At 54.1% G+C, this 21,477-nt stretch carries 17 protein-coding genes; 6 read left to right on the top strand and 11 right to left on the bottom strand.

Features of this window, described 5'->3' with window-relative positions:
* The first annotated feature begins 544 nt into the window (after positions 1 to 544).
* The 4 genes from gltB (at position 545) to codA (ending at position 9,141) form a co-directional block, all read left to right on the top strand.
* Positions 545 to 5,005, top strand: coding sequence for a glutamate synthase large subunit (gene gltB, locus ACQG0S_RS19945; RefSeq protein ID WP_046620899.1), 4,461 nt, complete (start codon positions 545 to 547; stop codon positions 5,003 to 5,005).
* Positions 5,006 to 5,014: 9 nt separating this feature from the next.
* Positions 5,015 to 6,433, top strand: coding sequence for a glutamate synthase subunit GltD (gene gltD, locus ACQG0S_RS19950; RefSeq protein WP_032626441.1), 1,419 nt, complete (start codon positions 5,015 to 5,017; stop codon positions 6,431 to 6,433).
* Positions 6,434 to 6,620: 187 nt separating this feature from the next.
* Positions 6,621 to 7,871 carry a cytosine permease gene (codB, locus tag ACQG0S_RS19955; protein ID WP_058677027.1) on the top strand — a complete coding sequence of 417 codons (1,251 nt, stop codon included), beginning with the start codon at positions 6,621 to 6,623 and terminating at the stop codon, positions 7,869 to 7,871.
* The gene (gene codA, locus ACQG0S_RS19960; RefSeq protein WP_038416801.1) at positions 7,861 to 9,141 is read left to right on the top strand and encodes a cytosine/isoguanine deaminase; all 1,281 of its coding nucleotides are present in this window, start codon (positions 7,861 to 7,863) and stop codon (positions 9,139 to 9,141) included. The genes codB and codA overlap by 11 nt, the downstream gene beginning before the upstream one ends.
* Before the next feature lie 150 nt (positions 9,142 to 9,291).
* Here the strand turns inward: codA and ACQG0S_RS19965 are convergent, their stop codons facing one another.
* The 11 genes from ACQG0S_RS19965 to zapE form a co-directional block, all read right to left on the bottom strand.
* Positions 9,292 to 9,996, bottom strand: a complete 705-nt coding sequence (locus ACQG0S_RS19965; RefSeq protein ID WP_022649546.1) for a DUF1120 domain-containing protein — start codon at positions 9,994 to 9,996, stop codon at positions 9,292 to 9,294.
* Positions 9,993 to 10,523 carry a hypothetical protein gene (locus tag ACQG0S_RS19970; RefSeq protein ID WP_045308045.1) on the bottom strand — a complete coding sequence of 177 codons (531 nt, stop codon included), beginning with the start codon at positions 10,521 to 10,523 and terminating at the stop codon, positions 9,993 to 9,995. Before ACQG0S_RS19970 ends, ACQG0S_RS19965 begins: the two co-directional genes overlap by 4 nt.
* Positions 10,520 to 12,907 (bottom strand): fimbrial biogenesis usher protein, encoded by a 2,388-nt coding sequence (locus ACQG0S_RS19975; protein WP_023298733.1) that lies wholly within the window; start codon positions 12,905 to 12,907, stop codon positions 10,520 to 10,522. Before ACQG0S_RS19975 ends, ACQG0S_RS19970 begins: the two co-directional genes overlap by 4 nt.
* Before the next feature lie 24 nt (positions 12,908 to 12,931).
* The gene (locus ACQG0S_RS19980; RefSeq protein ID WP_022649549.1) at positions 12,932 to 13,603 is read right to left on the bottom strand and encodes a fimbria/pilus chaperone family protein; all 672 of its coding nucleotides are present in this window, start codon (positions 13,601 to 13,603) and stop codon (positions 12,932 to 12,934) included.
* Positions 13,604 to 13,750: 147 nt separating this feature from the next.
* Positions 13,751 to 14,497, bottom strand: coding sequence for a DUF1120 domain-containing protein (locus tag ACQG0S_RS19985; RefSeq protein ID WP_022649550.1), 747 nt, complete (start codon positions 14,495 to 14,497; stop codon positions 13,751 to 13,753).
* A gap of 49 nt (positions 14,498 to 14,546) precedes the next feature.
* Positions 14,547 to 15,287, bottom strand: coding sequence for a DUF1120 domain-containing protein (locus ACQG0S_RS19990; RefSeq protein WP_022649551.1), 741 nt, complete (start codon positions 15,285 to 15,287; stop codon positions 14,547 to 14,549).
* A 269-nt stretch (positions 15,288 to 15,556) separates the two neighbouring features.
* Positions 15,557 to 16,054 (bottom strand): ClpXP protease specificity-enhancing factor, encoded by a 498-nt coding sequence (sspB, locus tag ACQG0S_RS19995; protein ID WP_032622090.1) that lies wholly within the window; start codon positions 16,052 to 16,054, stop codon positions 15,557 to 15,559.
* 5 nt (positions 16,055 to 16,059) lie between these two features.
* Positions 16,060 to 16,698 (bottom strand): stringent starvation protein SspA, encoded by a 639-nt coding sequence (gene sspA / locus ACQG0S_RS20000; RefSeq protein WP_003860438.1) that lies wholly within the window; start codon positions 16,696 to 16,698, stop codon positions 16,060 to 16,062.
* A gap of 307 nt (positions 16,699 to 17,005) precedes the next feature.
* On the bottom strand, positions 17,006 to 17,398 hold the full coding sequence (rpsI, locus tag ACQG0S_RS20005; protein WP_003860436.1) for a 30S ribosomal protein S9: 393 nt from the start codon (positions 17,396 to 17,398) through the stop codon (positions 17,006 to 17,008).
* A 15-nt stretch (positions 17,399 to 17,413) separates the two neighbouring features.
* Positions 17,414 to 17,842 (bottom strand): 50S ribosomal protein L13, encoded by a 429-nt coding sequence (rplM, locus tag ACQG0S_RS20010; RefSeq protein WP_003860434.1) that lies wholly within the window; start codon positions 17,840 to 17,842, stop codon positions 17,414 to 17,416.
* A 346-nt stretch (positions 17,843 to 18,188) separates the two neighbouring features.
* Entirely contained in the window at positions 18,189 to 19,313 is a 1,125-nt protein-coding gene (gene zapE, locus ACQG0S_RS20015) for a cell division protein ZapE (RefSeq protein WP_022649553.1), read from the bottom strand.
* 189 nt (positions 19,314 to 19,502) lie between these two features.
* Between zapE and zapG the strand changes: the two genes are divergently transcribed.
* Both zapG and degQ read left to right on the top strand, forming a co-directional pair.
* Positions 19,503 to 19,901 (top strand): Z-ring associated protein ZapG, encoded by a 399-nt coding sequence (gene zapG / locus ACQG0S_RS20020; protein ID WP_022649554.1) that lies wholly within the window; start codon positions 19,503 to 19,505, stop codon positions 19,899 to 19,901.
* Positions 19,902 to 20,071: 170 nt separating this feature from the next.
* The gene (degQ, locus tag ACQG0S_RS20025; protein ID WP_022649555.1) at positions 20,072 to 21,439 is read left to right on the top strand and encodes a serine endoprotease DegQ; all 1,368 of its coding nucleotides are present in this window, start codon (positions 20,072 to 20,074) and stop codon (positions 21,437 to 21,439) included.
* Positions 21,440 to 21,477 lie beyond the last annotated feature (38 nt).

The following is a 21,477-nucleotide window of genomic DNA, read 5'->3' on the forward strand; positions in this document are numbered from 1 at the left end:
TAATTACTTTTCCTTATGTTCTGATGGTTTTTTTCATTTATAGCGCCAGGTCTGAAAAACAGTGATTTTATGCGGGTTTGAATGCCACCCCAGATTATTATTCTGCTATAAATCTGCATTTCAGCACGCTGCATTGATAATACCGCTTTCATATAGTGAGTCAGATCACACTCCCCTGCACCTTCCCGGCGCTTTAAGTGGTTGTAAAAATAGTGAAATAATCAATAAAAACAACAATATGAGCACTCTTTAGCACATTTTTGTATAAATAAGATTGCCATTTGACCTGTGTACCAATTCCCGATAAGTTGGAAATCCGCTGGAAGCTTTCTGGATGAGCGGCCTGCTCATCATATTTATGCAGTAATTGAGATTCCCTCTGAAGCAAGTCCTCAAACTTGTTTACCTGCGCGAAAGGATGAAAAAGAGGGCGAATGCGAGGTCCGCGTATGAAACGCTAACCCCGTCGCCATGCTCTTTCTGCGCCTGTGCGCCACGGTAAAGTTCAGTGGGAAGCCCGACGAGCCTGGGGAGGTTCACTGATATGTTGTACGATAAATCCCTTGAGAAGGATAACTGTGGTTTCGGCCTGATCGCCCACATAGAAGGCGAACCTAGCCACAAGGTAGTGCGTACTGCTATTCACGCACTGGCCCGTATGCAGCACCGTGGCGCCATCCTTGCCGATGGTAAAACCGGCGACGGTTGCGGTCTGCTGCTGCAAAAACCGGATCGTTTCTTCCGCATCGTGGCGGAAGAGCGCGGCTGGCGTTTAGCTAAAAACTACGCTGTCGGTATGCTGTTCCTGAATCAGGATCCTGAAAAAGCTGCCGCGTCACGCCGCATCGTTGAAGAAGAACTTCAGCGTGAAACCCTGTCGATTGTCGGCTGGCGCGATGTGCCAACCAACGAAGGGGTGCTCGGTGAAATCGCCCTCTCCTCGCTGCCTCGTATTGAACAGATTTTCGTCAACGCGCCTGCGGGCTGGCGTCCGCGTGATATGGAACGCCGTCTGTTTATTGCCCGCCGCCGCATTGAAAAACGTCTTCAGGACGATAAAGAGTTCTACGTCTGTAGCCTCTCTAACCTGGTGAACATCTATAAAGGTCTGTGCATGCCGGCTGACCTGCCGCGCTTCTACCTGGACCTGGCGGATCTGCGTCTGGAATCGGCCATTTGCCTGTTCCACCAGCGCTTCTCCACCAACACCGTTCCACGCTGGCCGCTGGCTCAGCCGTTCCGCTACCTGGCGCACAACGGTGAGATCAACACCATCACCGGTAACCGCCAGTGGGCCCGCGCCCGTACCTATAAGTTCCAGACCCCGCTGATCCCGGACCTGCACGATGCCGCGCCGTTCGTGAACGAAACCGGCTCGGACTCCAGCTCAATGGATAACATGCTGGAACTGCTGCTGGCGGGCGGGATGGATATCGTGCGCGCCATGCGTCTGCTTGTACCGCCGGCCTGGCAGAACAACCCGGATATGGACCCTGAGCTGCGCGCGTTCTTTGACTTTAACTCCATGCACATGGAGCCGTGGGATGGCCCGGCAGGCATCGTTATGTCCGACGGACGTTTTGCCGCCTGTAACCTGGACCGTAACGGTCTGCGTCCGGCGCGCTATGTCATTACCAAAGACAAGCTCATCACCTGTGCCTCTGAAGTGGGTATCTGGGATTACCAGCCAGACGAAGTGGTCGAGAAGGGCCGCGTCGGACCGGGCGAGCTGATGGTGATTGACACCCGCGGTGGGCGTATTCTGCACTCTGCTGAAACCGACAACGATCTGAAGAGCCGCCATCCGTACAAAGAGTGGATGGAGAAAAACGTGCGTCGTCTGGTGCCGTTTGAAGATCTGTCAGACGAAGAAGTGGGTAGCCGCGAGCTGGACGATGACACCCTCGCGAGCTTCCAGAAGCAGTTTAACTACAGCGCGGAAGAGCTGGACTCGGTTATTCGCGTGCTCGGCGAAAACGGCCAGGAAGCGGTCGGCTCAATGGGTGACGATACCCCGTTTGCTGTGCTCTCCAGCCAGCCACGCATTATTTACGACTATTTCCGTCAGCAGTTTGCGCAGGTAACCAACCCGCCAATCGATCCGCTGCGCGAAGCCCACGTCATGTCGCTGGCCACCAGCATCGGCCGTGAGATGAACGTATTCTGTGAAGCCGAAGGCCAGGCGCACCGTCTGACCTTTAAATCACCGATCCTGCTGTACTCCGATTTCAAACAGCTCACCACCATGACCGAGGAGCACTATCGCGCCGACACGCTCGATATCACCTTCGACGTGACCGAAACGAGCCTCGAAGAGACGGTGAACGCGCTGTGCGACAAAGCCGAGCAGATGGTGCGTAACGGCACCGTTCTGCTGGTGCTGTCTGACCGCAACATCGCGAAAAACCGTCTGCCGGTGCCTGCACCCATGGCGGTGGGGGCTATCCAGACGCGTCTGGTGGACAAGAGCCTGCGCTGCGATGCCAACATCATCGTTGAAACTGCGAGCGCGCGCGACCCGCACCACTTTGCGGTGCTGTTAGGCTTTGGCGCCACGGCGATCTACCCGTATCTGGCTTACGAAACACTGGCCCGCCTGGTGGATACCCGCGCGATCGACAAAGACTACCGTGCTGTGATGCTGAACTACCGTAACGGCATCAACAAAGGTCTGTACAAGATCATGTCCAAAATGGGCATCTCGACCATCGCCTCATACCGCTGCTCGAAGCTGTTTGAAGCGGTCGGTCTGCATGACGACGTTGCCAACCTCTGCTTCCAGGGCGTGATCAGCCGTATTGGTGGCGCAGGCTTTGCTGACTTCCAGCAGGATCTGGTGAACCTGTCGAAACGCGCCTGGCTGGCACGTAAGCCGCTGGAACAGGGCGGTCTGCTGAAATACGTTCACGGGGGTGAGTATCACGCTTATAACCCGGACGTGGTGCGCACACTGCAACAGGCGGTGCAAAGCGGCGAGTACAGCGATTATCAGCAGTATGCTGATCTGGTGAACAACCGTCCGGCGGCGACGCTGCGCGATCTCATTGCCCTCAATCCGGGTGAGGAAGCGGTCAGCATTGACGAGGTTGAACCCGCATCTGAGCTGTTCAAACGTTTCGATACCGCGGCGATGTCCATCGGCGCGCTGAGCCCGGAAGCCCACGAAGCGCTGGCGGAAGCCATGAACAGCATCGGCGGCAACTCCAACTCCGGCGAAGGCGGTGAAGATCCTGCCCGTTACGGCACCAATAAAGTGTCCCGTATCAAGCAGGTAGCGTCCGGCCGTTTCGGCGTAACGCCTGCGTACCTGGTTAACGCCGACGTGATCCAGATTAAGGTCGCGCAGGGGGCAAAACCGGGTGAAGGCGGTCAGCTGCCGGGTGATAAAGTCACCCCGTACATCGCTAAGCTTCGCTACTCGGTGCCGGGCGTGACGCTGATCTCCCCGCCGCCGCACCACGATATTTACTCTATCGAGGATCTGGCGCAGCTGATTTTCGACCTGAAACAGGTCAACCCGAAAGCGATGATCTCCGTGAAGCTGGTTTCCGAGCCGGGCGTTGGCACCATCGCCACCGGCGTGGCGAAAGCCTATGCGGATCTGATCACCATCGCCGGCTACGACGGCGGCACCGGCGCAAGCCCGCTCTCCTCCGTAAAATACGCGGGTTGTCCGTGGGAGCTTGGCCTGGTGGAAACCCAGCAGGCGCTGGTCGCCAACGGCCTGCGTCACAAAATCCGTTTGCAGGTAGACGGCGGGCTGAAAACCGGCCTCGACATCATCAAAGCGGCGATTCTGGGTGCGGAAAGCTTCGGCTTCGGTACCGGCCCGATGGTTGCGCTCGGCTGTAAATACCTGCGTATTTGCCACCTGAACAACTGCGCAACGGGCGTTGCTACCCAGGACGAAAAGCTGCGTAAGAATCACTATCACGGCCTCCCGTTCAAAGTGACTAACTACTTTGACTTCATCGCCCGTGAAACCCGCGAGCTGATGGCGCAGCTGGGCGTGAAGCGTCTGGTGGATCTGATTGGCCGTACCGACCTGCTGAAAGAGCTTGAGGGCTTCACGGCCAAGCAGCAGAAGCTGGAGCTGTCTAAGCTGCTGGAAACCGCTCAGCCGCATCCTGGCAAAGCGGTTTACTGCACCGAGAACAACCCGCCGTTCGACAACGGCGTGCTGAACGCGCAGCTGCTGCAACAGGCGAAGCCGTACGTGGATGAGAAGCAGAGCAAAACGTTCTGGTTTGATATCCGCAACACCGATCGTTCCGTGGGTGCATCCCTCTCCGGTTACATCGCGCAAACGCACGGTGACCAGGGCCTGGCGTCGGATCCGATTACCGCGCACTTCAGCGGTACCGCGGGTCAGAGCTTCGGTGTGTGGAACGCGGGCGGCGTTGAGTTATACCTGACCGGTGATGCCAACGACTACGTCGGAAAAGGCATGGCGGGCGGTCTGCTGGCGGTGCGACCTCCGGTTGGTTCAGCCTTCCGCAGCCATGAAGCAAGCATCATCGGCAATACCTGTCTGTACGGTGCAACCGGCGGTCGTCTGTTTGCCGCGGGCCGTGCGGGCGAGCGTTTTGCGGTGCGTAACTCCGGTGCCATCACCGTGGTGGAAGGCATCGGCGATAACGGCTGTGAATACATGACGGGCGGAATTGTGTGCGTCCTGGGTAAAACCGGCGTGAACTTTGGCGCGGGCATGACGGGCGGTTTTGCCTACGTCCTGGATGAAGACGGTGAGTTCCGCAAACGCGTGAACCCGGAACTGGTGGAAGTGCTGGACGTTGATACGCTGGCCATCCACGAAGAACACCTGCGCGGCTTAATTACCGAACACGTGCAGCATACCGGTTCTTCGCGCGGCGAAGAGATCCTGGCGAACTGGCCGGCGTTCTCTGCGAAATTTGCGCTGGTTAAGCCGAAGTCCAGCGATGTTAAAGCCCTGTTGGGTCACCGTAGTCGTAGCGCAGCAGAGCTGCGCGTGCAGGCGCAGTAAGGAATTCAGATGAGCCAGAACGTTTACCAGTTTATCGACCTTCAGCGTGTTGATCCGCCAAAGAAACCGCTGAAGATCCGTAAAATTGAATTTGTTGAAATCTACGAGCCGTTTTCAGAAGGCCAGGCCAAAGCACAGGCAGACCGCTGCCTGTCCTGCGGTAACCCTTACTGCGAATGGAAGTGTCCGGTCCATAACTACATCCCGAACTGGCTGAAGCTGGCCAACGAAGGGCGTATTTTTGAAGCCGCCGAGCTGTCTCATCAGACCAACACCCTGCCGGAAGTGTGCGGCCGCGTGTGCCCTCAGGATCGTCTGTGTGAAGGCTCCTGTACGCTGAACGACGAGTTTGGCGCGGTGACCATCGGCAACATCGAACGTTATATCAACGATAAAGCGTTCGAAATGGGCTGGCGTCCGGATATGACCGGTGTGCGTCAAACCGACAAGCGCGTGGCGATTATTGGCGCGGGCCCGGCAGGCCTTGCCTGTGCGGACGTGCTGACCCGTAACGGCGTGAAAGCGGTGGTCTTTGATCGCCACCCGGAGATTGGCGGCCTGCTGACCTTCGGTATCCCGGCCTTCAAGCTGGAGAAAGAGGTGATGACCCGCCGCCGCGAAATCTTCACCGGCATGGGCATTGAGTTCAAACTGAACGTGGAAGTGGGCCGTGACGTGCAGCTCGACGACCTGCTGAAGGATTACGACGCCGTGTTCCTGGGCGTGGGTACTTATCAGTCCATGCGCGGTGGTCTGGAGAACGAAGATGCGCCGGGCGTGTACGACGCGCTGCCGTTCCTGATTGCCAACACCAGGCAGATCATGGGCTACGGTGAGACCGCCGATGAGCCGTTCGTCAGCATGGAAGGCAAACGCGTGGTGGTGCTGGGCGGCGGTGATACCGCGATGGACTGCGTGCGTACCTCCATTCGTCAGAACGCGGCGCACGTCATCTGTGCTTACCGTCGTGACGAAGAGAACATGCCGGGCTCTAAGCGCGAAGTGAAAAACGCGCGTGAAGAGGGCGTGGAGTTCCAGTTCAACATCCAGCCTCTGGGTATTGAGGTGAATGCCAACGGTAGAGTGAGCGGCGTGAAGATGGCGCGCACGGAGATGGGCGCGCCGGATGCGAAAGGCCGTCGTCGCGCGGAGATCGTGGCCGGTTCTGAACACGTGATCCCGGCTGACGCCGTGGTGATGGCGTTTGGTTTCCGTCCTCACAGCATGGAGTGGCTGGCGAAGCACAGCGTAGAGCTGGACTCTCAGGGCCGCATAATTGCGCCGGAAGGCAGCGACAACGCGTTCCAGACCAGCAACCCGAAAATCTTCGCCGGTGGCGACATCGTTCGCGGCTCTGACCTGGTGGTGACGGCGATTGCCGAAGGCCGTAAAGCGGCTGACGGGATCATGAACTTCCTGGAAGTGTAAGCCCCTCTGACTCCCCGGCAGAAGCATAAAGCGGAACGCTGGGGAGCCTGTTTTCAGTAGCCTGCCCTTAAGTTAATAATACCTTTTTAAGCAAAAAAGCAGCGTAAATCCTGACGTAAACGTTTGCTTTCATGAAAAAACTGTATATTATGCGGCGGATTTTTTGGCCAAAATTCAAGGAGGCGTTGTGTCGCAAGATAACAATTATAGCCAGGGCCCCGTCCCTCTGGCGGCGCGGAAAGGCGTGATTCCACTCACTTTTGTGATGTTAGGGTTAACCTTTTTTTCCGCCAGTATGTGGACCGGAGGTACGCTCGGTACTGGTCTTTCCTATAATGATTTCTTCCTCGCAGTTCTCTTCGGCAATCTCCTCCTCGGTATTTACACTGCTTTTCTTGGCTACATTGGCGCAAAAACCGGCCTCTCAACCCATCTTCTTGCGCGTTACTCGTTCGGTATAAAAGGTTCCTGGCTTCCCTCCATGCTTTTAGGCGGTACGCAGGTAGGATGGTTTGGCGTCGGCGTAGCGATGTTTGCCATCCCGGTGAGTAAAGCCACGGGCATCGACGTCAATATCCTGATCGCGGTATCCGGTCTGTTGATGACCATGACCATCTTCTTTGGTATCTCAGCGCTGACGATTCTGTCGATCATCGCCGTTCCCGCGATAGTTATCCTCGGCAGCTACTCCGTCTGGCTGGCGGTGCACGGCGTGGGCGGGCTGGATCATTTAAAAGCGATGGTGCCACAGACCCCGCTCAATTTTTCAGGCGCGCTGGCGCTGGTCGTCGGCTCCTTCATCAGCGCCGGAACGCTGACCGCCGACTTCGTCCGCTTTGGGCGTAACGCGAAAGGCGCCGTGGTGGTGGCAATGGTGGCGTTTTTCCTTGGCAACTCGCTGATGTTTATCTTCGGTGCGGCAGGCGCCGCGGCAGTTGGACAGGCGGATATCTCGGACGTGATGATCGCTCAGGGGCTACTGCTGCCCGCCATTATCGTTCTCGGCCTGAACATCTGGACAACCAACGACAACGCGCTCTATGCGTCGGGTCTGGGCTTTGCCAACGTGACCGGCCTTTCCAGCCGCACGCTGTCGGTGGTTAACGGTATTATCGGCACGCTCTGCGCGCTGTGGCTGTACAATAACTTTGTCGGCTGGCTCACCTTTCTGTCGGCGGCGATCCCTCCCGTCGGTGGGGTGATTATCGCCGACTATCTGATCAACCGCCGCCGCTACGCCAGCTTCCATAGCGCTACCTTTGTGCCGGTCAACTGGGTAGCCATTCTTTCGGTCGCGCTCGGCGTGGCTGCCGGGAATATTATTCCCGGTATAGTGCCGGTGAATGCGGTCCTCGGCGGCGTATTCAGCTACCTTCTGTTAACCCCCTTAGTCAGACGTACCTTTGCTACCGCCCCGGAGGCTCCACATGCAGAATAATACCCTCACCATTCGTCAGGCCCGTTTACAGGGGCAAGAGGGGTTATGGCAGATCGCAATTGAAAACGGGCGCTTTAGCCGTATTGAACCGCAGGACGCGGCATCGTCACCTGTGGGCCAGGTGCTTGATGCTGAAGGCGGGCTGGTCATTCCCCCTTTCGTTGAGCCGCATATCCATCTGGATACCACTCAAACGGCTGGTGAACCGAGCTGGAACCAGTCTGGTACCTTATTCGAGGGGATTGAGCGCTGGGCTGAACGTAAGGCGCTGCTCACCCACGAAGATGTTAAGACCCGCGCAATGCAGACGCTGAAGTGGCAGATGGCCAACGGCATTCAGCATGTGCGTACTCACGTTGACGTCTCCGATCCCACGCTGACGGCGCTGAAAGCGATGCTGGAAGTGAAGCAGGAGGTCGCCCCGTGGGTCGATCTGCAAATCGTGGCGTTCCCCCAGGAGGGCATTCTTTCTTATCCCAACGGTGAAGCGTTGCTGGAAGAGGCGGTGCGTATGGGGGCGGACGTTATTGGCGCAATTCCGCACTTTGAATTTACCCGCGAGTATGGTGTGGAGTCGTTGCACAAAACCTTCGCACTGGCGCAGAAGTACGACAGGCTGATCGACGTACACTGCGACGAAATCGATGATGAACAGTCGCGCTTCGTGGAAACCGTCGCCGCGCTGGCGCACCGTGATGGGATGGGCGCGCGCGTTACCGCCAGCCATACCACAGCGATGCACTCCTATAATGGCGCCTACGCGTCCCGCCTGTTTCGTTTGCTGAAAATGTCGGGCATCAACTTCGTCGCCAATCCGCTGGTGAACATCCACCTTCAGGGCCGTTTCGACACCTATCCTAAGCGCCGCGGCGTAACGCGCGTGAAAGAGATGCTGGAGGCGGGGATCAACGTCTGCTTTGGGCATGATGACGTTTTCGATCCGTGGTATCCCCTGGGCACCGCCAATATGTTGCAGGTGCTGCATATGGGTTTACACGTCTGCCAGCTGATGGGGTACGGGCAGATTAACGACGGGCTGAATCTGATCACCACCCACAGCGCGAAAACGCTCAACCTGCAGGACTACGGCGTGAAGGTGGGTAATTCTGCGAACCTGGTTGTTTTACCGGCCGAAAATGGCTTTGATGCGGTTCGTCGCCAGACGCCTGCGCGTTATTCTGTTCGTCACGGGCGGGTTATCGCCGAGACGGTACCCAGCCAGACAACGCTGCATCTGACGCAGCCGGAAGCGGTGACCTTTAAACGGTAATTATCGCTTCAGGAAATCTCATCCGGAGACGTATCAGCCTGTTTACGCTTTATCAGGTCTACAAATCGCAGCCTCTTTGCAGACCTGGTAAGCGCGGCGCCAGTGGTGAACTGGCGCGTCTATTTTCGATATTCTTTTACAGAAAAGAGATTATAAATAGACCAGCGTAATCACCGCCTCGCCGTCCAGCTTGATCTCTTGCCCGCTGCCAAGCCCGTTGGCGACAGCGGCGCTCACCTGTAGCGGAACAACCGCCGATGAGATCGGCTGCGGAATATCCGTGCCTTTTTGCACAAACGTATAGAAAAAGTCCTGCTGGGTCGGCAAGGGCAATAGCGTCGTGCGCGTCCATGGACCATTTTTGGTCGCGGCCCCGGCGATCTCCACCTGAACAGCGGCACTTTCGTCGGCTGCCGTCACGCCTGCCGCGTTAATTTGTACCCCATAACTGCCAATCGGCTTCTGCTCGCTGGTCAATCCTAAACCAAACAGGCGGGTCGTATCACGCACATAGGCACCGTTATTTATCTGGAATTTTACCCCTTCTTGCCCGGATTTATCTTTGCCAACGACCACGGAACTGGCGCGGGTATCACGCGCGGTAATCGCAACTCCCGTAGAAGATTCACACGTCACCGATAGTGTAAGATCGCGAGTACCAAGCTGTGTGAATGCGCTGGAGGAGAGCGACCCCGCATAGCGCGTGCCGAAATCTGCCACACCGCCATTGCTCAACGCCGGTGTACAGGCGGCAGCGTCAACGGTGACATCCACATCAATATTGACCGTATCAGTTGCCCATACCGCTGAAGCGGCAGACATTCCGCAGAGTAATAGCGCTATACGCTTTTTCATTGTACATCCATCCTTACGCGTAAATTTCCGCGCCACACTTCTCTGTCCGTAATATGGTTACTTTTGAAGCGCGGTTTGATGGTAAGCGTGACAGACGCCGTTTTTCCCCGCAGCTCCTGACCGTTGATAAACGCAATCCCTTCGTTAAGCGCTGGCGCGATCTCTCTCACGCCGCCATTGGTAACCCACGGGTCGCCGGCATGGATAGCCGCCAGATTGACTGTACGATCGTCCACCGTTGCCTGCGCGGCAGTAACGCGCATGACGCCGTTATCACCAAAACCAAATTCATGCCCTTTCGGTACGTTACTGCCCAGAAAGAGACGAATACGCGACGGTTCATCGCATATCACGTTCAGGACAATCTGTTTCTCCGGCATCTCAATCAACGTGTTCCCTTCCGCCTGGCGCTCTGCGGCACTCATACGGCCATAGCTGAGTTTTTGCTGGCTTGATACTAACTGGCAGTCAGCCATAGCATGCAGAGAAAACGCCATTGCGCACACGGCTAAAATAAGCGCCTTCATTTACACACCTCATTGACAGTTTCATAGAATGTATCGGTATTTGCCTCTTTCGGAAGCTTCAGACCAAATGCACAGGTGCCGTTATCCAGTTTTGCCACCACCTGTTGAGCAGGTTCAACATCGTTAAAAAAGACCACGCCGTCATCCACTGAGGTCGTAAGATAATTTCCGTGCGAATCCTCAAGGGCGATCCCTTTCGGCAGCTTTTTACCGTTTGCCAGGGTAACGTTCACCAGTGCACGTCGCTGGGTTAACGCAGTAAAATCAAGATGCCCTACCGCTCCTTTGCCAAGCGTGACGACACGGGTTCCATTCCCGATATCCATATTTTTCGGCAATGTTTCCGTATCCACTTCTACCCGCGCTGGGCGCCAGGCTCCCACTGACGGTACCACTGCCTGACCACGGAAGTCGGTCCATACCGGCCCCTGGGGCGTGTCAATCCTCACACCGGAGACGGGTTTATCCAGAGCAGCGATCGCGAACGTGTCGCGGATCGCCCATGGAGAGAACGTAACGCCTTGTCCATGAACCGCGATGCCCCCCTGTAGCGATCCTGAATAGCTGCGGCTATTCTCGTTATCCGAACTGGCGCTCAGGCCAAGCTGCGTATAGTGAAGGTTGCTGCTTATCCCACCGTTTACATTATCGCGATTCGTGGCCTGATCGTGTTCAGCTCCCAGCGACCAGGATGTGGTATCACTTACAACGCCAAGCGCAGAGGCGCCATACCGCGTTTTATGGTCATCATGACGGCTGTACAGGCTTACGCTATTGCTGGCACCAAAAGGAATACTGAGGTTGACGTAGAACAGATCGCCATCATCCTCATTCTCCTCATCTGCACTCAACTGATGTTGCCAGTTCATGGAAATCGTGGCGTACTTGAATGACTTGTTCCAACCCGCAGAGATGAAGCGGGAATCATCTGACTTATCATAACCCTGCGTTTGGTAGTAGCTGGTGCTAAGCGTGCCTAAGTAGGGCACACTCCAGGTCAGCCCGGCGGAATACTCATTTTTATTACCGCTGTCGAAATCATCATCCAGTGCTTCAAAAAGTTCGCGATAGTCTTGCGATTTATGCGTAACAGAGGCGTTAGCCCCCATGCCAAATGCGGGGTCAGAACTCCATGTTGCCGATAGCGTGTACCTCTGCCCTTTCAGTGAATCTTTCGAATCGTTGGACTGGTTCGCCTGGAGTGAAACAAGCCAGGCTGGTAGCGGCACTGTATCAAGGCTGGTGGCGACAGCCTGGTAATCTTCGCCTACGATTGAGCCTGCGTTGACATTCACCCGTTCGCTTAGTTTCCAGCCTCCAGAAAGGCTGGCTACCCATGGCGTTTCACTATAGCTATCGCTCACTCGTCCCAGCGCGAAGTGATATCCTGAAGGCGCCCCTGCGCTCTGGTTATACAGCGCTGCGGGCACCACATAGCTGTGCTGGCTGCCATCGGTTTCCACTACCGTCACGTTCAGATCGCTAACGCCGTTACGTACCGGCACATCGGTGAGATTAAACGGCCCGACCGGCACCAGTGTGCTGTACACCAGAACATTTTGCTGACGCACTTCAATACGGGCCTGAGGCGTATTGGCGATACCGGACACGCTCACTCCGCTACCGCCCTGTTGTAAGGCGCTCTCCGGTGAAAGCTCGATACCATAAATTCCCGTTCCCTGAAGAAGGGAGTTATTGATATTGACCTCGCCCGCCCTTAGGGTACTTTTCAGGGGGACAAAAGTATGCTGCAAATAGGTCGACGAGTTATTACTCTCGAATTCTCCGTCGCTCCGGCTCAGCAGTTGCTGAGTACGTAAGATCCAGTCGTCGAAATTGACCCCACCGTCCAGCATGGCCTGTGAATAGTCAGAGTGCCCGTCACCAAACTCATTGCGCGAGGAGAGAAGAGAATAATTCAACAGCGCAGCAGTGCCACCGGAAGTATAAGCTCCGATATCCGATTCGCTGTTTGCTACCCGATCCGCCGGTACAACCAGACTTAGAGATTCTTGCGCAGGCGAAGCCTCCACAATAGCGCTCGGGATATGACCGGTATAATCGTAGCAGCCGGACTCATAGTCAGAGGGAACTTTTAATCCTGCCTGCTCCATAAAAGGTTTGTCGAAACAGAGATCGCCGTTGTTGTCGAAACGAGCAATAACGTTGCCTTTATTATCACCATTCACCTTCAGAGCGACGGAAACGCTACCCGGTAAATACTTCGTCTTGCGGGAGAAATAATTTGATACGTCCGGGTTTATCCCCAGTGAACGAAGCGTTTCCTGATCAAAATTAATGGCAGCAGTCTCCATCTGCTGAGCCATCGCCTGGCCAGAACAGACCAGGCCAATGAGACAGGCGAGTAACGTTTTTTGCTGCATATCCTTTGCTGTCCTTATAGAGGCTTACTTCAAATCTGTAGTAAAGCGATCCCCTTTATAGCCGTAACGACTCGCCGGATAGAATTCAACTTTATTATCAGAGAAATTTGGTAATGTTGTTTTTATCGAGGTGTGAGGAAGGATGTAGGTCTTATCCAGCACACCCGCTTTTCCTGAGGGTAATGTTTTAAAGGATGCCGTTATACGAACAACGTAATCGCTGGGATTGTTGATAACCAGGCCATCACCCTTTTTGTTCCATGTCAAAAATTTCCATGGCTGCGTCTCCTCAGGTAGACCCGCAGGATGAATTACAACAGGAAGATCCTGGCGGATAGTCAACGCAACTTTATCTTCTCCTTTCTCCTTTGGAGGAATGCCTTCGAACGTGACGCGTTTAAGTTCTTCATACTTCATGGGTTTGCTGGTTTGCAGCAGAAAACGCATTCGCTGTGTTTCCCCGGCGTCGACACGGACTACAGGTTGAGAAACGATTAAACGAATAGATTTATCGCTATCAGGTAAATCTACAATGTTTGTATAAAGCAATGCAGGTTGCGAATCCGTATTTTTAACATTCATACTGGCTTCGCCTTTTTGTGCATCGACTAATAAAACCGATGTTTCTGGAACCATACCGGTGGCACAACACTTTGTCGCTACAGCCAACAACGCAAGATATAGAATTTTCTTCATGACTTTCCACTCACATAAATAAATAAAAATCATACCGGCATTATTTTTATTATTCTTGCGGCAGAGAAAGCTATTTTAATGCAAAAAAAGCGTGACAATGGCTTTTAAATACTCTAACCATTGCCACGTTAATTAAGCGTTAAATTATTAGAGATATACCAGACTAATGGTTGCGTTACCGTCCAGCGTAATTACGTCAGTCGTACCTAATACCGAGTTATCCTGCACTGCAGAGGTAACCAGCAACGGCACGCTAAGCTGTTTGAAGGCTTTTGGCTGCGTGGTACCGGCTGTTGCTACGGTATTCGCTTTTTGGTAGCCCGTGCAGCCATTAAGCGAGCAGAGGTAACCCAGGCCTGGCGCAACTTTCTCCCAGGAACGCTGGCCTTCAGTGATGCTCCCTGTTACCAGGGTGTCAACATTCGCGCCATCCGCTGTGACCGCTTCAGTATTGATGGCAACGGTGTAAGCACCAATGCTCACGCCAGCGGTGGTTTTACCCAGACCAAAGGCACCAGCGGTGTTGCTGAAGTCTGATTTATCCGTACCGCTACCTGCGATAAACGCGGTTGAAGACAGGTTAACGCGACTGTCCAGGCGGTTATCGGTGGAGGTAAAAGCAACGCTCATGTTGCTTTCGCAACTGATATTTAGCGTGATGCTTTTCTGCCCCAATTGTACCAGCTTGTTTGTCGCACCGGTCGGTGCAATATTTTGGTTCAGTACCGTTCCATAATCTACAACGCCGCCATCAGGCAGGGTCGGCGTACATGCAGCCGGGTTAATCGTACCGACAACTTTCAGCGTAACATCGTTAGCGGCCTGGGCAGCAAAAGCGGATAAACCGAAGGCTACGGCGACGGTTGCTGCCGAGAGTACTTTTTTAAATTCCATTATTTTCATTTCCCGATTTATTTTCTACAGCATTTAGCAATAACGAATATCAAAGATAAACAAGGCTCAGCGTGGCATTACCGTCAAGCGTGATAGTATCGCCTGTACCCAATACAGTGTTGTCCTGAAGCGCAGTTGTAATGCGTAACGGCATATTCATAACTTTAAAAGCTTTTGGTGTGGTGGTTCCCGATGCAGCAGCCGTAAAGACACGTGTCTGGCCTGTGCCACTGTTAACTGGTGCAAAAGCACCCGTACTGGATTTTACCCAGGTATAATTTGATGTATCGGTACCTGTGGCTGCAATGAGATCAGCGACAACACCATCTGTTGTTGTATTAACGGGATCTGCTGCAATGACATAGGAGCCAATATTCACACCCGCACTCGTTTTACCCAAGCCATAGGCGTTTCCTGAAGCGTTAGCATTTACATTATCGAAAAACCCATTTTCAATATAAGCGGCGCTCCCCAGGCCCACACGAGTATCATGGCGGTTATCCGTAGAAGTCACCCCAACGCTGGTATCGCTGTCACAGGTAATAGTGAGAGTAATACTTTTAGCCCCCAACTGAACCAGTGTATTCGCCGTGCCAGTTGGATTGATGGTAGAAGCTGGCATTGTGCCATAATCTACCACTCCACCGTTTGGCAGTGAGGGTACGCAGGAACCAGGAACGATATTACCAATAACTTTCAACGTCACATCATTAGCCGCGTGTGCATTTGACATGGCGAGGGCTGCACAAATAGCAGCAGATGAAAATAATTTTTTAAAAGTGATATTCATAATTTGTCCTTAAAAGAAAATCCGTTTTTGTTAACGCACATATATATTTTCACAGGGTGATATCGGATACAATCAAATTAAAATAAAACATTATTGAAGATAAATTTAACTGTCCTACAGAAAATAACCCAACAAGATTAATCCCATGCCAATTAATAGACCTATATCTTTTGCAAAGACACAAGTTTTTTAGAGAGTAATTTTATGCAGAAAATAAAAAAACCTGCACAGTTGTGCAGGTTCGGAAAAAATATTGTGCTTTATGAAGTTTATTTGACGACACGGAGTGCCGGACGACCACCGCGCGGAGGCGGATCGTCATCAGGGTCATTGTCGTCGTGATGGTCGGGTTTATCGCCATCAATCACAGACATTACCGTGTCGCTTTCACGTTCATCGGATGTCCCATCATCGTTCAGGCTGGCGACCTCTTCATCATAAGCCGCTTCCGGTTCGAACATGGTACCTGCACCGTTTTCACGGGCGTAGATAGCCAGAACCGCAGCCAGCGGAACGGAAACCTGACGCGGCACGCCGCCGAAACGCGCATTAAAGCGCACTTCGTCGTTCGCCAGTTCCAGGTTACCCACTGCACGTGGCGCAATATTCAGTACAATCTGTCCGTCGCGTGCGTATTCCATTGGAACCTGCACGCCCGGCAACGTCACATCCACAACCAGGTGCGGCGTGAGCTGGTTATCCAGCAGCCATTCATAGAAGGCGCGCAGCAGATACGGACGGCGTGGTGAAAGTTGTGACATTTCCACAGTCATTAGCCTCGGCCGAGACGCATTTCGCGCTCCGGTTCAGTTAAGGATGCCAGGAAAGAGTCGCGTTCGAATACGCGAGTCATGTAGCCTTTCAGCTCTTTCGCGCCAGGACCGCTGAATTCTACGCCCAGGGTTGGCAGGCGCCACAGCAGCGGTGCCAGGTAGCAATCTACCAGGCTGAACTCATCGCTCAGGAAGAAAGGTTTTTGACCAAATACCGGCGCAATCGCCAGCAGCTCTTCACGCAGCTGTTTACGCGCAGCATCCGCTTCTGAAGAGGAACCGTTAACGATAACGTTCATCAGCGAGTACCAGTCTTTCTCGATACGCTGCATGTACAGGCGGCTTTCACCACGCGCAACAGGGTAAACAGGCATCAGCGGCGGATGCGGGAAACGCTCATCCAGGTATTCCATAATGATACGGGATTCCCACAGGGTCAGCTCGCGATCCACCAGCGTCGGTACGCTTTGGCTCGGGTTGAGATCGATCAGATCCTGAGGCGGGTTATCCTTTTCCACATGCTCGATCTCAAAACTGACACCCTTCTCGGCCAGCACGATACGAACCTGATGGCTATAAATGTCAGTAGGACCAGAAAACAGCGTCATTACCGAACGTTTGTTGGCAGCGACAGCCATGAAAACCTCCAGGTATATTCAGAATTTTTACTGCTACCAGCCCAACGGGGCCAGCCAGATGATGTATCGCCCATCCCAGAGAAAACACATTGTTCAAGAATCGAACAAAAATCGAGTATTCACCGATATTTGGGCATAAAATTGGATGATAGTTTACCAGATTTTGATGGCTTTGTGGTGAGGGGATGCCGGAAATGTGGAAAAAGAGAAGATATATGAAATGTTACTGTGGATAACCTGCGCATTATCCATAAAAAAACCCGCCGAAGCGGGTTTTTCGCCAATCGTTCTGCGTAAGCAGAATAGATTAACGTTTGGAGAACTGTGGACGACGACGTGCTTTACGCAGACCCACTTTCTTACGTTCAACCTGACGAGCGTCACGAGTAACGAAGCCAGCTTTACGCAGTTCAGAACGCAGGGATTCGTCGTACTCCATCAGCGCGCGGGTGATACCGTGACGGATCGCACCTGCCTGACCGGAGATACCACCACCTTTAACGGTGATGTACAGATCCAGTTTTTCTACCATATCAACCAGTTCCAGCGGCTGGCGAACTACCATGCGGGCAGTTTCGCGACCGAAGTATTGTTCCAGAGAACGCTGGTTAATTACGATTTTACCACTGCCCGGTTTAATGAAAACGCGAGCTGCGGAACTTTTGCGGCGACCAGTGCCGTAGTATTGATTTTCAGCCATTGCCTATAATCCCGATTAGATGTCAAGAACTTGCGGTTGCTGTGCCGCGTGGTTGTGCTCGTTGCCTGCGTAAACTTTCAGTTTACGGAACATAGCACGACCCAGCGGGCCTTTTGGCAGCATGCCTTTAACCGCGATTTCAATCACACGCTCAGGACGGCGGGCAATCATCTCTTCAAAGGTCGCTTCTTTGATACCACCGATGTGGCCGGTGTGGTGGTAGTACATTTTGTCAGTACGCTTGTTGCCGGTAACAGCAACTTTGTCAGCGTTCAGAACGATGATGTAATCACCGGTATCAACGTGCGGAGTATATTCCGCTTTATGCTTACCGCGCAGGCGACGAGCCAGTTCAGTAGCCAGACGGCCCAGAGTTTTACCGGTCGCGTCAACAACATACCAGTCGCGCTGTACGGTTTCTGGTTTAGCTGTAAAAGTTTTCATTAAAAGCTTACCCAAATAATAAGTTACACGTTGGTGAACACCCAAACGTTTAGTCAGTTGAGGTTCACACGACAAAGTCCGGCAAACCTACCCCTTCGAATAGCACATGCCGACACATAGAAAGTTTCGGGAAAAAAACCTTCTCGTAACGTGGGGTCGCAAGATTATAGAGAAGTTGAGGTCAAAGATCGACCCTTAAATGTGATTTGGGATGGGTTTTTCGGGGTTGCGTATTGTGCGGTCTGGTGCCCTCACCCCCAGCCCCTCTCCCACAGGGAGAGGGTAGCGTTTGTTAAGGCCTGGTGCCCTCACCCCCAGCCCCTCTCCCACGGGGAGAGGGTAGCATTTATGGCATATGCTCACGCTTAAGGTACTCTTCGCTCTGCATCTCTTGCAGGCGCGACAGGCAGCGCTGGAACTCAAACTTCAGGCGCTCGCCCTGATAGATCTCATATAAAGGCACCTCGGCACTGACTACCAGCTTGACGTGGCGCTCATAAAACTCGTCCACCAGCGCGATGAAGCGGCGCGCTTCGCTCTCCATGAGAGGGGTCATGACGGGCACATCCCATAACATAACGGTATGGAACAGTCGCGAAAGCGCAATGTAGTCATGCTGGCTGCGGGCGTCCACGCAGAGCGTTGCAAACGAGACGGCCAGCGTCTGGTTCTCTACGCCAAGCGTCGGCAACGGACGATGATTAATCTCCAGCGCTGGCGCGTTATCCCGCGGCGCCCCTGCCAGCGCCAGCCAGAGTTTATCCATCTCGCTGGCTGTGTCGGCGTTCAGCGGTGAAAGCCACAGGTGCGCCTGCGTCAGCGTGCGCAAACGATAGTCGACGCCAGCGTCGACATTCATGATGTCGCAGTGCTGCTTAATGGCATCTATGGCTGGCAGGAAACGCGCCCGCTGGAGACCGTTGCGATAAAGCTCATCCGGCGGGATATTTGAGGTCGCCACCAGGGTGATCCCACGCGCAAACAGCGCTTTCATCAGCCCCCCCAGCAGCATCGCGTCCGTAATATCGGAAACAAAGAATTCGTCGAAGCAGAGTACGTCCGTTTCCGCCTTGAAGCGGTCCGCCACGATTTCCAGCGGGTCGGTTTCGCCCTGGAGCGCCGTCAACTCCTCATGAACCCGCAGCATAAAACGGTGAAAGTGCAGACGCTGCTTACGCGTGCCGGGCAGGCTCTGGTAGAACATGTCCATCAGCCAGGTCTTACCCCGCCCAACGCCGCCCCACATATATAAGCCACGAACCGGTGCGTTTACCGTGGGCTCTTTTTTGCCCAGTAAACGGCCGAATGCCGCCTTCAGCCCACTGCTCTGCACCGCATCGGCGGGTTTCGCCAGAAGCTCCTGGTAAATCGTGTCCAGGCGGTTTACCGCTTCACGCTGGACATCATCCGGCTGGTGTGTGCCCTCACTCAGGGCGAGTTGGTAACGCGACGATGGGGACAGGTTTTGCATGATGTTATTGTTATTCCTTTAGTTAAACCTCATCAGCGGCCGTGGCTGATGAAAAAAAGGCCGTTCTACACTACGCGATGATACGTCAGGATTCCACTTCTGCGGAAATAGCGGTTATAGTGGCATAATCAGGCACAGGCAGGAGCCGAGCCAACACCCTACGGAACAACAAGACAACGGGAGAAGTTCATGACCTGGGAATATGCGCTAATCGGTTTAGTCGTCGGCATCATCATTGGTGCTGTGGCCATGCGTTTCGGTAACCGCAAATTGCGTCAGCAGCAGTCACTGCAATACGAACTGGAAAAGAACAAAGCCGAACTGGAAGAATACCGCGAAGAGCTGGTCAGCCACTTTGCCCGTAGCGCTGAGCTGCTGGACAACATGGCGACAGATTATCGCCAGCTCTACCAGCACATGGCGAAAAGCTCCAGCAGCCTGCTGCCGGAAATGACCGCGGAGAGCAACCCCTTCCGCAATCGTCTGGCGGACTCTGAAGCCGGTAACGATCAGGCACCGGTTCAGATGCCACGCGACTATTCAGACGGCGCGTCCGGCCTGCTGCGCGGTGGCGTAAAACGCGATTAATCGCACAACCTGAATAAATTTTACGGGCGCACCTTATGCGCCCGTCCTTTCTTCCCGTCCCCAGCTATTATTTAGTCAAACACCTCATTGTTCAGCGGTTGAAAATTCAATAACATCAAGATGTTTTTGGGGCCGTTCTTTTTCATTCCAGGATACGAGAGTCAGCATCGATGAAGAAAAAAAACCAGCTGTTGAGCGCCTTAGCGTTAAGTGTCGGGTTATCTCTCTCGGCGTCCTTCCCCGCCAGTGCGGCACTACCTTCGCAGGTGCCAGGACAAGAAGCCATTCCCAGCCTTGCGCCGATGCTTGAAAAAGTCCTGCCTGCGGTAGTCAGCGTTCAGGTGGAAGGGACGGCACGCCAAAGCCAGCGTATTCCCGAAGAGCTGAAGAAATATTTTGGCGAAGAGGCGCCGGATCAGCAGGCTCAGCCGTTTGAAGGCCTTGGTTCGGGCGTGATTATCGACGCGGCCAAAGGCTATATCCTGACCAATAACCACGTGATCAGCCAGGCTGATAAAATCAGCGTTCAGCTGAACGATGGCCGGGAGTTTGACGCCAAACTGATCGGCGGTGACGATCAGAGTGATATCGCCCTGCTACAGGTGCAAAACCCCAGCAACCTGACCCAGATCGCCATCGCCGATTCCGATAAGCTGCGCGTGGGTGATTTTGCCGTCGCGGTCGGTAATCCGTTCGGTTTAGGGCAGACCGCCACCTCCGGGATTGTCTCTGCCCTGGGGCGCAGCGGCCTAAATCTCGAAGGGCTGGAAAATTTCATCCAGACCGATGCCTCCATCAACCGGGGCAACTCCGGCGGTGCGCTGCTTAACCTGAACGGCGAACTGATCGGCATTAATACCGCTATCCTCGCACCAGGCGGCGGCAGCATCGGAATTGGTTTTGCCATTCCGAGTAACATGGCGAAAACCCTGTCTCAACAGCTGATACAGTTTGGCGAGGTTAAGCGCGGGCTGCTGGGCATTAAAGGCATGGAGATGAGCGCTGATATCGCCAAAGCCTTTAAGCTCAACGTCCAGCGCGGGGCGTTTGTCAGCGAAGTGCTGCCCAACTCAGGATCTGCGAAAGCGGGCGTGAAATCCGGTGACGTTATTGTCAGCCTGAACGATAAACCGCTGAGCAGCTTCGCTGAATTACGTTCGCGTATTGCCACCACGGAGCCTGGCGCTAAAGTGAAGCTGGGCCTGATCCGCGAGGGCAAACCGCTGACCGTGGAAGTGACACTGGACAAGAGCACTTCCTCTTCCGCCAGTGCAGAACAGATCTCCCCGGCGCTACAGGGCGCAACGCTGAGCGACGGTCAGCTTAAAGACGGCACGAAAGGCATTTCTGTCACTGCCGTTGAGAAAAGCAGTCCAGCCGCGCAGGCAGGTTTACATCAGGACGACGTGATCGTGGGCGTGAACCGCACTCGCGTGCAGTCTATTGCCGAAATGCGCAAGGTGCTGGAGAGTAAACCGGCGGTCATTGCCCTGCAAATTATCCGTGGCAACGACACCCTCTACATTTTACTGCGTTAACCATTTGCGACTCCGGGCATCGCCGCTGCGTGTGATGT

The organism is Enterobacter cloacae complex sp. 418I7 (genome assembly GCF_050030705.1).
Lineage (GTDB): Bacteria > Pseudomonadota > Gammaproteobacteria > Enterobacterales > Enterobacteriaceae > Enterobacter > Enterobacter intestinihominis.

Bases quoted from the DNA above. Each gene is read 5' to 3' on its own strand.
- rpsI (WP_003860436.1), bottom strand. From the start codon at position 17,398: ATGGCTGAAAATCAATACTACGGCACTGGTCGCCGCAAAAGTTCCGCA.
- ACQG0S_RS19985 (WP_022649550.1), bottom strand. From the start codon at position 14,497: ATGGAATTTAAAAAAGTACTCTCGGCAGCAACCGTCGCCGTAGCCTTC.
- rplM (WP_003860434.1), bottom strand. From the start codon at position 17,842: ATGAAAACTTTTACAGCTAAACCAGAAACCGTACAGCGCGACTGGTAT.
- gltD (WP_032626441.1), top strand. From the start codon at position 5,015: ATGAGCCAGAACGTTTACCAGTTTATCGACCTTCAGCGTGTTGATCCG.
- codA (WP_038416801.1), top strand. From the start codon at position 7,861: ATGCAGAATAATACCCTCACCATTCGTCAGGCCCGTTTACAGGGGCAA.
- gltB (WP_046620899.1), top strand. From the start codon at position 545: ATGTTGTACGATAAATCCCTTGAGAAGGATAACTGTGGTTTCGGCCTG.
- degQ (WP_022649555.1), top strand. From the start codon at position 20,072: ATGAAGAAAAAAAACCAGCTGTTGAGCGCCTTAGCGTTAAGTGTCGGG.
- sspA (WP_003860438.1), bottom strand. From the start codon at position 16,698: ATGGCTGTCGCTGCCAACAAACGTTCGGTAATGACGCTGTTTTCTGGT.
- ACQG0S_RS19970 (WP_045308045.1), bottom strand. From the start codon at position 10,523: ATGAAGGCGCTTATTTTAGCCGTGTGCGCAATGGCGTTTTCTCTGCAT.
- ACQG0S_RS19990 (WP_022649551.1), bottom strand. From the start codon at position 15,287: ATGAATATCACTTTTAAAAAATTATTTTCATCTGCTGCTATTTGTGCA.
- ACQG0S_RS19980 (WP_022649549.1), bottom strand. From the start codon at position 13,603: ATGAAGAAAATTCTATATCTTGCGTTGTTGGCTGTAGCGACAAAGTGT.
- zapG (WP_022649554.1), top strand. From the start codon at position 19,503: ATGACCTGGGAATATGCGCTAATCGGTTTAGTCGTCGGCATCATCATT.
- ACQG0S_RS19965 (WP_022649546.1), bottom strand. From the start codon at position 9,996: ATGAAAAAGCGTATAGCGCTATTACTCTGCGGAATGTCTGCCGCTTCA.
- ACQG0S_RS19975 (WP_023298733.1), bottom strand. From the start codon at position 12,907: ATGCAGCAAAAAACGTTACTCGCCTGTCTCATTGGCCTGGTCTGTTCT.
- zapE (WP_022649553.1), bottom strand. From the start codon at position 19,313: ATGCAAAACCTGTCCCCATCGTCGCGTTACCAACTCGCCCTGAGTGAG.